14 protein-coding genes are annotated in these 13,770 nt (G+C 34.5%); 3 read left to right on the top strand and 11 right to left on the bottom strand.

Annotated features, from left to right (window positions below; translation table 11 throughout):
* The first annotated feature begins 24 nt into the window (after window positions 1-24).
* The 3 genes from CDZ92_RS20440 to CDZ92_RS19800 all read left to right on the top strand — a co-directional run bounded on the left by CDZ92_RS20440 (window position 25) and on the right by CDZ92_RS19800 (window position 818).
* Complete coding sequence (locus CDZ92_RS20440) at window positions 25-165, top strand: CBS domain-containing protein (protein WP_319830032.1); 141 nt, start codon at window positions 25-27, stop codon at window positions 163-165.
* A gap of 115 nt (window positions 166-280) precedes the next feature.
* The gene (locus CDZ92_RS20435) at window positions 281-460 is read left to right on the top strand and encodes a CBS domain-containing protein (protein WP_369679943.1); all 180 of its coding nucleotides are present in this window, start codon (window positions 281-283) and stop codon (window positions 458-460) included.
* 205 nt (window positions 461-665) lie between these two features.
* Complete coding sequence (locus tag CDZ92_RS19800) at window positions 666-818, top strand: hypothetical protein (protein ID WP_157842688.1); 153 nt, start codon at window positions 666-668, stop codon at window positions 816-818.
* A gap of 58 nt (window positions 819-876) precedes the next feature.
* Here CDZ92_RS19800 and CDZ92_RS02570 read toward each other — a convergent pair whose 3' ends face one another.
* From CDZ92_RS02570 to CDZ92_RS02520, 11 genes are all read right to left on the bottom strand, one after another.
* Window positions 877-2,340, bottom strand: a complete 1,464-nt coding sequence (locus CDZ92_RS02570) for a SulP family inorganic anion transporter (RefSeq protein ID WP_096153393.1) — start codon at window positions 2,338-2,340, stop codon at window positions 877-879.
* A 293-nt stretch (window positions 2,341-2,633) separates the two neighbouring features.
* Window positions 2,634-3,053, bottom strand: a complete 420-nt coding sequence (locus tag CDZ92_RS02565; RefSeq protein ID WP_096153392.1) for a universal stress protein — start codon at window positions 3,051-3,053, stop codon at window positions 2,634-2,636.
* Between the two features lie 118 nt (window positions 3,054-3,171).
* Window positions 3,172-3,675, bottom strand: coding sequence for a hypothetical protein (locus CDZ92_RS02560; protein WP_096153391.1), 504 nt, complete (start codon window positions 3,673-3,675; stop codon window positions 3,172-3,174).
* Between the two features lie 278 nt (window positions 3,676-3,953).
* Complete coding sequence (locus CDZ92_RS02555; protein ID WP_096153390.1) at window positions 3,954-5,243, bottom strand: MFS transporter; 1,290 nt, start codon at window positions 5,241-5,243, stop codon at window positions 3,954-3,956.
* 144 nt (window positions 5,244-5,387) lie between these two features.
* Window positions 5,388-6,050 carry a phosphate signaling complex protein PhoU gene (gene phoU / locus CDZ92_RS02550; protein ID WP_096153389.1) on the bottom strand — a complete coding sequence of 221 codons (663 nt, stop codon included), beginning with the start codon at window positions 6,048-6,050 and terminating at the stop codon, window positions 5,388-5,390.
* A gap of 15 nt (window positions 6,051-6,065) precedes the next feature.
* The gene (pstB, locus tag CDZ92_RS02545) at window positions 6,066-6,908 is read right to left on the bottom strand and encodes a phosphate ABC transporter ATP-binding protein PstB (RefSeq protein ID WP_096153388.1); all 843 of its coding nucleotides are present in this window, start codon (window positions 6,906-6,908) and stop codon (window positions 6,066-6,068) included.
* A gap of 17 nt (window positions 6,909-6,925) precedes the next feature.
* Window positions 6,926-7,810, bottom strand: coding sequence for a phosphate ABC transporter permease PstA (gene pstA, locus CDZ92_RS02540; RefSeq protein ID WP_096153387.1), 885 nt, complete (start codon window positions 7,808-7,810; stop codon window positions 6,926-6,928).
* 1 nt (window position 7,811) lies between these two features.
* Window positions 7,812-8,693: a phosphate ABC transporter permease subunit PstC gene (pstC, locus tag CDZ92_RS02535; protein ID WP_096156883.1), complete on the bottom strand. Its 882-nt coding sequence runs from the start codon at window positions 8,691-8,693 to the stop codon at window positions 7,812-7,814.
* 242 nt (window positions 8,694-8,935) lie between these two features.
* On the bottom strand, window positions 8,936-9,883 hold the full coding sequence (locus tag CDZ92_RS02530) for a PstS family phosphate ABC transporter substrate-binding protein (protein ID WP_096153386.1): 948 nt from the start codon (window positions 9,881-9,883) through the stop codon (window positions 8,936-8,938).
* A gap of 197 nt (window positions 9,884-10,080) precedes the next feature.
* On the bottom strand, window positions 10,081-12,243 hold the full coding sequence (locus CDZ92_RS02525) for a peptidoglycan D,D-transpeptidase FtsI family protein (RefSeq protein ID WP_096153385.1): 2,163 nt from the start codon (window positions 12,241-12,243) through the stop codon (window positions 10,081-10,083).
* A 235-nt stretch (window positions 12,244-12,478) separates the two neighbouring features.
* A complete protein-coding gene (locus CDZ92_RS02520) occupies window positions 12,479-13,765 on the bottom strand; it encodes an MFS transporter (protein ID WP_096153384.1) in 1,287 nt (428 codons plus the stop codon).
* Between the last annotated feature and the right edge of the window lie 5 nt (window positions 13,766-13,770).

Here is a 13,770-nt window from a genome sequence, read left to right as displayed (position 1 = left end):
AATGTTGAAAAGGAGGAATTATTAATGACACAACAATTAAATGACATCATGGCAAGAAACGTAGTAGCAATCGAGTTTAAACAATCTATTAAAGAATCTGCTGCATTAATGCGTCAACACAACATTGGTTCCATACCAGTTGTACAAAATGTCACCTCGCAGTAATTATTACAGACCGTGATATAACGATTCGTTGTACTTCACAAGGGTTAGATATTTAGATATCAACAATCCAGTGTCACAATGCATGTCCTCTAATATTGTATCTGGTAGTTCAAACATGAGTGTTCACGAAGCTGCTCAACTTAAGGCGCAAAATCAAATCCGTCGACTTCCGGTTGTGGAAAATGACCAACTAGTAGGAATGGTTGCATTAGGTGATTCAGCAACTAATCATAATTATCAGAATGAAGCCGGTCAAGCTCTGTCAAATATTTCTGCAGAAAACAACTTACAATAATTTGTCATCTTTTACATTTCATCTGTTTAGATTTCTTAATCTGTCATAGATGAAATGTTTTTATTGCGTAGTAAGTTTATATCGAAGTTCTTTAGGAAATCCTATTAAAATAAATAATTAAAAATTAGTTTGCAGAATTTTCTGTTTATACATATAATATAATTAAGTAAACGCTTACATTATAGGTAGGAAGGATGTTATTTACATGATGGACTATCAATATAGAAGAAAAGCTTTACAAAGTTTCAAAGAAGAAAAAGAAGAAGTAAAACTGGAAATCAAGAAACAATATGAAAAAAATGGATCTATAATTGCTACATTGTTAGCATTTTTACCATTTTTTAATCACAGCTCATAGAGATTTATCAATAAAAAAGCACCAATACCCTATTCCTAGAGTACTGGTGCTATATCTGTTAATGTCCTGAAGGAGCAGATAAGCCAATTTTATTCACTAATTCTTGACTCTCTTCATTTAATCCAATAATAATTACTTTTTTACCGAATCTTTCATACTTTAGTTTTGCTTTTGCAATTGCTGTAACAGCTGATTGGTCCCAAACGTGAGATCCACTAAAATCGAATACTACTTCTTTTGGATCGTTTTGGTAATCAAACAAGTCGATAAAGTGAGCCATTGTTCCAAAGAACATTTGTCCTTGGATTTTATATACTTTTCTTTCATTATCCATAGAGGAAACAGCTTTAATTTTCGCCATCTTCCAACCGAATATTAAAGCACTTAGCACTACCCCTGCTAATACACCTTTTGCTAAATCGTGAGTATAAACCACGATTGCTACTGTAACAACCATAACTAGTGCATCCGGTCTTGGGATTTTGTTTAATTCACGTAATGACTGCCAGTCAAACGTTCCAATAGAAACCATGATCATAACACCAACAAGGGCTGCCATAGGTATTTGAATAACTACGTCACCTAATACAATAATCAAGAATAATAAAAATACACCGGCAATTAAAGAGGATAATCTTCCTCGACCACCTGATTTAACATTTATAACTGATTGGCCTATCATTGCACAACCAGCCATACCACCGAAGAAACCTGTAACAATGTTTGCGATACCTTGTCCCTTCATTTCACGGTTTTTATTACTCTTTGTATCTGTCATTTCATCTACGATTGTTGCTGTTAGTAATGACTCTAAGTTACCTACAATTGATAGAGTTAATGCCACAGGTAAAATAATCATTAAAGTTTGAAAAGATAACTCGACCATCGGAATATGGAAGAACGGTAATGTTTTCGTTATAGCTCCTTGATCTCCAACAGTTGCTAGCCCCATACCGCCACTAAATACTGTAATTGCCGTTATAACTACAATTGCAGCTAGTGCAGAAGGAATTGCTTTTGTAAATCGTGGTAAAATATAAATAATTGCAAGTGTCGCAAGTACTAATCCTACCATTAAGAAAGATCCGCCCTCTTCAGGCATGAAGTACGGGATTTGCGCCATAAATATTAATATAGCTAGCGCATTAACGAAACCTATTATTACAGCCTGCGGTAAGAAAGATAAATATTTTCCTAGTTTAAATACACCCATCAGTATCTGAATAATACCCGTTAATATTGTTGCCGCAAATAAATACTCTACCCCGTGTTCAGCTACAAGGGTAATCATTAATAATGCCATCGCACCTGTTGCTGCTGAAATCATACCAGGTCGTCCACCGGTAAATGCGATTACTACAGCGATACAGAACGAAGCATATAGCCCTACCATAGGGTCTACTCCTGCAATGATTGAGAATGCAATCGCCTCAGGAATTAAAGCAAAGGCAACTGTCATACCTGCTAAAACATCCCCACGAACGTTTCCAAACCATTCTTGTCTCATGTTTGCTAAGTTCATAGCACACCTCTTTCTTAGTTGTTAAATTTATTCAATTTTCAATGACTTTTTACTCTCAAAAAAGTCAGGTCCGTTTACAACAGAAAGAATCATACCACATTTTTTGATTCTAGCAAACATATATGAAACCGAGTACACTCAGTAAATCCTCTGTTTTTCTTTCATTTTCTCTCTTTTTCTAGCTTTTTTCACAAATTTGTCAAAAGTTTAATATTCACATAGAATTTACAATTTTTAGGGAAAAATAAAAAGTGTAAAAACATCTATAATTGTTTTTACACTTTTTTCATTATTTATTTTACTACCATTACAGGACATTCTGCTCTTTTCATCACTTTATGACTTACACTACCTAATACCATTTCTTGTAATGGATTAAGACCCCTACTACCGATTATTACTATATCCATCTTATTGTTGTTTGCATATTCATAAATCGTTTCTGCTGGTTCGCCACGCACAATTAATACTTCATATTGTACATTTGCTTCGTTTGCTTTAACTTCGATTGCTCGCATTTTTTCTTCTCGTTTATGCTTAATACCATCTAAATCCCAACTTCTTAATACATCGCTTTTGGAAGTCTTCCCATCTACTACATAGATTAGAGTAATTTTAGATCCATTTACCAATTTTGCTAACTCTAACGCTTTTTCTGCTGCTCGCAATGAATTTTCAGAAGCGTCTGCTGCTAATAAGATATTCTTAAACATTACTATTACCTCCTACGCAAGATTACAACTATGTATAATATTCTTTCTAGTATTCTATCACATCAAACAAATAAATTCTGAGTAAAACACAAACATTCCGTGCCAGTTTTGTAAAATGTTAATTACTATCATGATTCCAATTACTAACATTGTATTTCTTAGTAATTGGAATCCCATAATATTTATATTTAATAGATATTGTATCTATTGGTTGTTGGTAATCCATAATTCTAATACCATATGATATAGGCGTCATATTTTTTAGTTCAATAACCTCTATAACATTTTTATAGTTAATCTCTGGCAATACCGCTTTTTCATCAATCGCATGAAAAATAATGTTTGAATTATTCGTTCCCTCTTGTACACGCTGCATAGAATCGTAACTTATTCCTAAAGTGACGTTTGTATGCTTTTTTTCATCATTAATATAAAGCTCTTGAATAACCAATTCTTTTTTTCCATTATTTTCAACATGATAAATTATTGAAGCATCATCATCCTTGTAATTTTCAGCCATACCGTAAATTGCTATTGGAGTGCTAAAGTAAACAAACGATAATAGAACTATTGTAGTAAGTACTACAAACATACAAGAAAAGAAAAAAGTTTTCTTCAACAAATTCACATCCCCTAGAAAAAAATCCCATCATTCTAATAACAATAGCATATTATCGTATTCGATGATACTACAAAAACACCCTCGCGTAACGAAAGTGTTTTTGTACAATTTACTATTTCTTAATTGTATAAGTTTCATTATTACGGTTCGTTTAGTGAAAAACGAATTACTTTCCAAGAAGAAGAATAGATTGTTCGTTTTTTTCGTGTTTTTAAAAGTAGTTACATTCTTATAATTCGTTTTTCGTGTAGTAATCAAACTTTATGAAGCGGGCTCCATTATGAAACTTTTTTCAATAATACTAATTTTTCTTTAGAAGGTTTTTTAGAAGCAAGCGCAAAAATTATTCCAACTAACGGAAGTAGCATCATTAAATAAATTACCTCTTCATAGCCACCAAACGTATCATACGCTAACGCAAACGGCAAAGGTCCGAATGCTGAGCCTATAACCATGACAGTCGATGATACTCCTTTTATTCCACCAACATTTGCTCGACCAAAGTAATTAGGCCAAACAATACCAATGCTTATAGCTTCAAAACCACCAACAATTCCTCTTGCAATACCGAATATTAAAGCTGCTGAATAGGAGTTTGTCGTAAGTAATAAAAACATAATTCCAATTTGGCCCAAAAAGGATAGAGCAATTATGTAATTAACCTGTACTCTCTCTACAATAAATCCTGCTAAAAATGTTACAGGGAAAGAAACTATAGCCATTATACTTAATATAAATGCTGCTTCCGTCCGGCTGATACCACTCTGTGCTAAAATCGGAACAAAATTAAATACAATACCTGTATTAACAAGAGCAGGTACAGCTACACAAAACAACAGCATCCAAAATTGTCTAGTTCTCATTGCTTCTTTTACCGTCCATGCCTCTTCATCAATAGAAGACTTCCCTGTCTCTTTGCTTTCTTTTTCCACTTGTTCTTTCGTCAATCCATCTGGCAACAACCCAACATCTTCTGGTCGATTACGGATAAATACAAAAGCAAGAGGAACAAATAAGAAGAATAATAAAGAAGCCCAAACTAACCAAGAAATCTGCCAACCGACTTGGTCAATTAACCACGCATTAAATGGAGGTAATGCCGCTGCACTTAAAAAACTTCCAAAAGCCATAAAGCTTAATGCTCTACCTCTTTTGTTTACAAACCATTGAGGAATAAGTGTACCAGGTAATAACGTAAGTGATCCTTGACCGAATAACCTTAATAAGAAAAATCCTATAAATAACATAGCCGGGCCTAATAAGAATGCATTAAAAACACATGCGGCCGCTAGTAATATTGCTACTATTACAATCATTCTACGCTGACCATATTTATCTACCATTCTTCCTACAATAAATAGTAAAAATCCAGCTAGTAAAGTGGCAAATAAATACATCGTAGAAATTAACGTGTTGCTCCAACCGAAGTGAGCCAAATAAGCATCAACGAATATAGAAATGGAATATGTCTGACCAGGTCCTGAGAAAAAGATTGCCATGGAAGCAATCGCGACAATAATCCATCCATAATAAAAAGGTGGTTTAACAGGTAATTTGTTATTATTCATATGTATCCTCCATTGATGTAAGTGTTTCGTATTACTAAATATTCTTTATGAATAATAACAAATTTTCAAACATTAGTAAACAATTCATTTCCAGTCATACAAAAAAACAGACCAACTTGTCACTCGTTAGTCTGTTTTTTTCAATTATTGATTTAATTCGTAGTGACTTCCTTTAACAAGGTAAAATACATTCTCTGCAATGTTTGTCGTATGGTCCGCAATTCGTTCAATGTAACGACATACAAATGATAATTGGGTAATTTGCGGTAACTTATCAGGATGATCTTTCATCAAGCTCAATAATTCTTTAATATTTTTACCATAAAGTTCATCTACTTGATCGTCCATATCTGCAACTTTCTTTGCTAGAACTACATCCTCATCGTAATATGCTTTTAATGATAGAGAAAGCATCTCTATTGCTATTTTATGCATTTTTTTAATGTTATCTAGAGGAATAATATAGTCCGTATTTTGTCCAATTCGAATCGTTGACTTAGCAATATTCACACCAAAATCTGCAATTCTTTCTACATCTGTCGCAATTTTAATGGCAACGATTATTCTACGTAAATCTATCGCTACTGGTTGTTGTTTAGCTATTAAAAGTATTGCAAAGTCATTAATTTCTTCTTCAAGGCGATCGACTTTATCGTCTTCTTCCATTACTTGTAACGCTTTTTCTATATTTTGAGTGGATAATGTGTCCATAGATTTTTCTAATGAGATTTCCGCTAAGCTACCTAATTCTATTAATTTATCACGCATTGCATCTAAGTCGAATTGAAACTGTCCACGAATAGCCATTATTGCTTCCCCCTCTTAACCGAAACGACCTGTAATGTAGTCTTCTGTTCTCTTATCAGATGGATTAGAGAAAATTTTGTCTGTATTCGCGTACTCTACTACTTCTCCATTTAAGAAGAAAGCTGTTTTATCAGAAATACGAGCTGCTTGCTGCATATTATGCGTTACAATAATAATGCTGTATTCTTTTTTCAATTCTTGAACTAACTCTTCTACTTTTAATGTTGAAATAGGATCAAGTGCACTAGTTGGTTCATCCATTAAGATTACATCCGGTTCGATTGCTAAACAACGAGCGATACATAAACGTTGTTGCTGCCCTCCAGAAAGACCGTACGCATTTTCATGCAGTCTATCTTTTACTTCGTCCCAAATGGCTGCACCTCGTAAGCTTTTTTCTACAATTTCATCTAACACTTTTTTGTTACGAATCCCGTGAATTTTAGGGCCATATATAATATTTTCATAAATTGATTTTGGAAATGGATTTGGCTTTTGGAAAACCATTCCTACATTCGTTCTTAATTCTTCTACACGAAAATCCTTACTGAAAATACTTTTTTCTCTATATTGAATATTACCAGAAATACGGACAATCGGTACAAGTTCTACCATTCTATTTAACGTTTTAATATAGGTTGATTTACCACAGCCTGATGGTCCAATGATAGCTGTTACTTCATTTTCATATATAGATAGATTTATATTTTTTAAAGCATGGTCTTTGCCATACCATAAGTTTAAATCTTTCGTATCGTAAACGATTTTTTTATTTTGAATATTATTATTTGCAGTTAAATTTACAGAAGTTTGTATTTGTACGTTCTTTTTTTCACGTTCGATCGTTGTTACTGCCATGGAAAACCCCTCCAAGATTAGAATCTTCTTTGATATTTATTTCGAATAAACACAGCAATTGAGTTCATTAATAATAAAACTAAAAGTAACACTACAATTGTAGCGGCTGCCAAGTTTACATATTCTGCAACAAGAGCTGAATCAATTGTCCAATAGTATATTTGCATTGGTAAGGCTGTAAAGCGATCCATAAATCCACCTGGGAAAGGGATTAATAATGCTGGAATACCAATTACTACTAATGGAGCTGTTTCACCAATTGCTCTAGATAATGCTAAAATTGTGCCTGTTAAAATTCCTGGTAATGATGCAGGTAAAACAACATTTTTAATTGTTTGCCATTTCGTTGCACCCATTCCATAGGAGGCTTCTCTTAAAAACCCTGGCACTGCTCTAATTGCTTCTTGACTAGCTACTACCACGATAGGAAGTACTAATAAAGACATCGTTAGTCCCCCAGCAAGTACTACACCACCTAAGTTGGCTGTCCTTACAAAAATCGTTAAGCCTAAAATTCCGAAAACGATAGATGGAACACCAGCTAAATTAGCGATATTTGTTTGCAAGAACTGTTGCAGCTTACCTTTTTTCGCATATTCTTCTAGATAAATCGCTGTACCAACACCTAGCAACATCGTAACAGGGGCTACAACAGCCATTAACCATAACGTACCTAAAATGGCACCCATAATCCCTGCACGGTCTGCCATCGTTGAAAGTTTACCCGTAATAAATTGAAAGTCTATCCAACCCATACTTTGTGAAATAACACGGTAAAATAGAATGACTAAAACTACTAATCCAACTAGAGTAGCCATTAAAAATATATATTTCGCTAAGCTATTTATTAGTAATCTTGTATTCATCTTTTTTTGTACTTGGGCCACATCAACGTATTTCATCTTAATATTCCTCCCTATATTTACGAGAAATATACTGTGCAAATAAGTTCATAACTAATGTAAATACAAATAGTGTCATTGCAACAGCATATAAGCTATAGTAAAGGGTTGAACCTGCTGGTGCGTCCCCACCTGTTACTTCCACAATGTAAGCCGTCATCGTTTGCATAGATTGCGTAACATCAAACGTGAAATTTTTCGTACTACCACTAGCAATAGTAACAATCATTGTTTCTCCGATTGCACGTGAAATTGCTAATACAAATGATGCGATGATACCTGAGATAGCTGCAGGAATAACTACTTTCCATGAAACTTCTAATTTTGTAGATCCAAGCGCAAGTGCTCCTTCTCTCATCGAATTAGGTACGGCACTCATTGCATCTTCAGATAAAGAAGCAACCATTGGAATAATCATAATCCCCATAACTATACCCGGACTGAGGATATTCGTTGCTTGAAGACTAGGAATTACTTCTCTTAAAATTGGTGTAACAAACGTAAAAGCAAAGAAACCATATACAATTGTAGGAATACCAGCTAATACTTCTAATATTGGTTTTAATGTTCTTCTAGTTTTATCCGATGCATATTCACTTAAATATACAGCAGCCATTAAACCAATTGGTATTGCTACTAGCATTGCGATTAGTGTGGAAATTAATGTACCTGTAATAAGTGGTAACACGCCAAATTGAGCATTTTCACCTAATGGTCTTAAAGTCGTTCCTGTGAAAAAGTCTAAGAATGGAACTCTTTTAAAAAACTCAACTGTTTCTGATAAGAGCGTAAATACGATCCCAATAGTAGTTAAGATAGATATCGTTGCGACAAGCAACAACACTTTGGGCATAACTTTTTCAGCAATGCTATTTATGTTCATCGAGCTTTTATTTTGTTGTATTAGCTCTTTCACATTAACTTGTTCTGTTTTTTCGGTAGCCAATTTAAGAATACCCCTTTCATCCAATAGCCATATAAGCGTTTACTTATATATCAATAAGTAAATAGATAGAAGATGAGCAACTTTCACACTCATCTTCTCATCATCTATTTAGTTGAGCTGATTTCATAATTGCGTTACGTTTATTGAAACGTATTGTAGTAATATATTATGAAACTTACTTAGTTAATAGCTTCTAATTCTTTTACCATAGCGTTGATTTCATCCTCTGTTAAAGGAGCAAATCCTACTTCACCTGCGACGTTGTTAACATTTTTAACTACGTATAATGCGAAGTCTTTTAATTGTGCTTTTTCTTTCGCATGATTAACGTTTAAGTAAGTAAACACAGGACGAGTAAAGTTAGCGTAAGCCCCATCTTCTTTAATTGTTTCTAAAGTAGGTTCAACAGGACCGTTTCCAAAGTCTACTTTTACAGCCTTAAGTTTATCTGTGTTATTAACATAGTAACCAAATCCAAAGAATCCAATTGCGTTTTTGTCTTCAGAAATTAAGTTAACAAGTGTTGAATACTCTTGTTGTAAGTTAGCATCAGAGCGTAAATCTTCTTTTCCTAAAATAACTTCCCAGAAGAACTCATAAGTACCATGGTTTTCGTTAGGACCAAAAGCTTTTATTGGCTCGTTTGGAAAATCAGCTCTTACGTCCGACCAGTTCTTTTTATTACCACTTTCTAAGAAAATATCAATAATCTCTTGCTCAGTCAGTTCAGAAGCCCATTCGTTTTCCGGATGAATTACAACTGTTAAGCCGTCAAGTGCAACTTTTAATTCCATAACATCTAAACCAAATTTATCTGCTTCTGCTTTCTCTTCATCTTTAATGTGACGAGAAGCATTATTAAAATCTGTACCATTTTCAACTAAGAACTTTTTAAATCCAGCACTTGTACCTGCTCGACTTACTTCAACAGAAACTCCCTCTTGTTCTTCTGTCATATAGTTTTCTGCTAGCTTGGCCATTAGAGGATAAACAGTACCTGATCCGTCGACTACTACACTACCGTCTAAGTCTCCGTTACTTCCAGTACTTTCGTTTGAGCATGCTGCAGCAAATGCTGTAACTAATGCTAGCGTTGCTAATACAAGTAATCGTTTAAAGCTCTTCATTTCTAAATTCCCCCTAAAGGTTTTGTTTTTTGTATTTGTTTTGTCCTACGAGATTTATATTAAAGCCTAACTGTTAATGCAGTATGAATCGAATGTTAACGTTTTGTAAATGTAGATGTTTTATGTAGTAAAGTGTAGAAAATTGGGGACAAAAAAACACTCAATTCCTTAAAACTTAGGAATTGAGTGCTTTTGTTTTAATCATTTTCTTCTTCTGTTTCTTCCATGTCCTCTTGTTCTTCTAATTCTTCTTGTTCTTGAATGTTCGGTTGCCCTTTTGCTCTTCTTTCTTGGAGAGTAAAGTATGCTTCAATTATTCGGTCTCCAATCTTAGAGTTAACACCACCAGAAACTTGTGTGTTTGTAGAAGCAAAAGGAACAACCACCGCAAACGCCATTTCTGGGTTATCGTAAGGAGCATAACCAACAAGGTTTGTATGGTTGGAATTAATTTTTCTTTCACTAATAATTTTACCTTCTTCATCTCTAGTGTAGATACTAAAGTTTTTCTGAGCTGTACCAGTTTTACCAGCAGGTTTATATTGCTTTGCACTAGAACCAGCTGCAGTTCCTCTACTACCAAAATAAACTCTTCGGAAACCTTCTTGTACCCGGCTAATGTGATCATCACTCATGGTTAGTCTATTTAGAACTTCAGGTTTGAAAGGCTGTAACACTTGACCTGATTTTTCCCCTCCACTTGGTTCTAAAATTTCTCGAACAATTTGAGGTCTTAGGCGATAACCACCATTTGCAATAGTAGAAACATATTGTGCTAATTGCATCGTCGTATACAAGTCGTATTGACCAATCGCTAAATCGAGTATTAACCCCGAGGCTTTCCCGGGACCTTTTAAACCTGTTGATTCACTTGGTAAATCAATTCCTGTATGAACACCAAGGCCGAATTGAGCTAAATAACTTCTGAAGTCTTCAAAAGCAGTTGCTCTGATAGGAAGTGGTTGATTTCTAACATAATTCCCTCCAGCCATAAACATAGCTGTTCTAAACATGTAAACGTTTGAAGAACGTTCTAGCGCTTCAAGATCGTTAATGTTCCCCATTGTTTGCCAAGACCTTTTCGTAGGTGTGGAAGCGATGGAAATCGGTGTATCATATAAAACAGTTCCCGGAGAAATAACTCCAGTGTCAAATCCTGCCAAGATGGTTGCACCTTTTATAGTAGAACCAGCCTCATATGCTTCTAAAATAGTTCCTAGGGCATTGTCAACTAACTTCCATTGTCCATTTTCGTCTTTATTAACAACTTTCCCTGCTAACGATAAAACTTCTCCAGTGTTTGGATCTAAAACAACAACAAAAGCACGATCCAAAAACTCTGCATAACTATTTTGTTTTGCTTCAAGCAACTCAGATTCAATAATCTTTTCCACTTCTAACTGAAATTCCATATCAATAGATAGAACCAAATCTTTCCCACGTTGACCTGGAAATACGGGTTCTTGCATTAATAAGTTCCCACTTTGGTCTGTCACATTACGCACACGGGCTTTTTGTCCTTGAAGTACATTTTCATATTGATATTCTAATTGGCTAGTACCTACTCTATCGTTACGACTATATCCTCTTGCAAGTAATTCTGTAGCTCTTTCGCTTGGAATATCCCCCACTTTTCCTAACAAGGAACCTAGAGTATTATCAAACAATCGATCTCTGTCCCAGTCCACTGTTGTATCCACACCAGGAAGGTCACTTAAACGTTCACTAATGATGGCATATTCTCTATCACTTACATTTTCATTTTTTATCGTTTGAGGAGTTAAAGCATAACCACTATTCATTTGCCTAAATATGGATAAAATCTTTAAGTCTTCTAAAGTAAATTCACTTACCATTTCTTCCGTAATTCTACTTAGTTGTAGAGGATACAAATCTTTCTCTTCCAATTCTCCCTCGTTCACTTTCTCCCGATCTTCATCTGTTATCAATGCTCTTGCTTCTTCTGGATTTCTAATAATCCAGAAGTCTTGTTTGTCACGAAATTGAATTTTCTCTTCAAATTTATCTTCAAACTCAATCATCTGTGCTAATTTTTCAGCAACTTCGATCATTTCTCTACGCGGTGTAGATTGCGTACGAGTATACGTAATTGCGTTTAACGGTTTATTGTCTACCACAACATTGCCGTTTCGATCGTATATTTTTCCACGTGGCACTGGAGCATTTACGGTAATGTTCTCTGTGCGGTCTACCTCTTTTCGGTAATTTTCACCGTGAACAATTTGCACGAACCCAAGTCTTAGGACAAGACCTGAGAATAGTAAAAATACTGCAAAGAAAAGAAGGTTTAATCTATTAGGCATATTTTTCTTTTTTTTCTTTTTATTTTGGGAAGTCATGTATTCCACCTTTTCATTCTTATTTTCCTATTCTCCATTTTAAATGAAAAAGCTGATTTTTTCTATTAATAAATGAGTTCGTTACATAATTTATGACTACTAAACGAAAAACTAAATATATCACTTGTAAATAAAGATTTAATTACTACTTTATATACGAACATATTTATCTTCATATCCAAATATTTTCGTTTTTCATTCAACGAACCGTAATTATGAAATTAACTCAGATTAGTTACGGAGTTGACTCCCCTTCTCCATCTCTTAATGTGGAAACAACCGTTTGTGGAGGTTGTTTAGTTGGTGGACTTTGTTCTAAATTGACCTTCCTAATAAAGGGATAAATTAACGCGTGGCCTGCACCTATGATAACTAACAAAACCGGGATACTTTTTGCTTCATCAAAAAATATGACAGCTACTAAGAACATAAGAATGGAAACAGCTCTTCCACCATTAAGGAACAACTCACGTACTACTACATATTCAATTCTCATTTCAGCAGCATTTTTACTTTTACCTATTACATCATACGTGATAGATATGTACGGTACTAAAAGAATTGGGTAAGCAATTGCAATAACTACTGCATACATTAACAATTTAATATAGGTTAGCTCAAATACTAATAAGAAAACCGCTGCATATAAAAGTAGTCCTCCAATTAATATCGATTTTTTACGCATATGTTTCTTAATAAGTCTTGTTGCTAAATAATAACAAACAAATGCTACTGCTGAGTTGACTAACCCAAATGTACCGAGAGCCAATTCACTATCCGTCGTAATAAAAACTAAAACAGAAACCGCAAAGATAAAAGTTCCTTCTCGGAGTCCCTGAAAAAAGTGTGCCGCTGTCACATTGCTCCAGTTTTTATTCACTTTTCGTTCTTTAATTATAGAAAATAGCTCGTAGCTCCCTTCTGCACCTCTTCTTCTTAGGAAAAAACTTAATACGACTGCAGCTGAGAATAGTAGGAGTGATGTAGAGAAGATAACAGTATAGCCCGTAAATTTAGCCATATTGGAGATAATTAGTCCAGCAGCTATCGGGCCAATCATTCCTCCAAGCGACGTTAAGATCCCTAAGAAACCATTAAAAAAGTCTCTTGTTTCCGGTTCAGTAATTTCAAAAGTTAGCACGTTAAAGGCTAGCCAGTAAAATCCATAACCGACACCTAGTAATCCTCCTAATAAAAGCAGAAAGGATGAGGCATTTTCACCGATGAACAGTACCATTATGTAAAATATTGCAAGGAAGATAACACCTAATCTTAATACAATAACTCTGTCTATTCTTTTTGCCCACCTGCCAGCTAATATAAAAGTTAGAGGTTGTAATATGACAATAGCTAAGTTGTACATTCCTAAATCTTTAAACTCACCAGATTGCTTCCATAAATAGACGTTCACAAACGTATTAGATAAGGCGATACTTAATGAATACAGGCCACCAATGACAAGTAACAATATTAAATCTTTATTAACTTCTACGTCTCCAATTACTTTTCTCAATCTAACCATATGTA

The sequence above is a fragment of the Bacillus sp. FJAT-45066 genome (genome assembly GCF_002335755.1).
GTDB lineage: Bacteria > Bacillota > Bacilli > Bacillales > Bacillaceae_I > Bacillus_CD > Bacillus_CD alkalisoli.
Note: the sequence above shows the minus strand (reverse complement) of the source record. Positions and strands in the feature narration are given on the sequence as shown.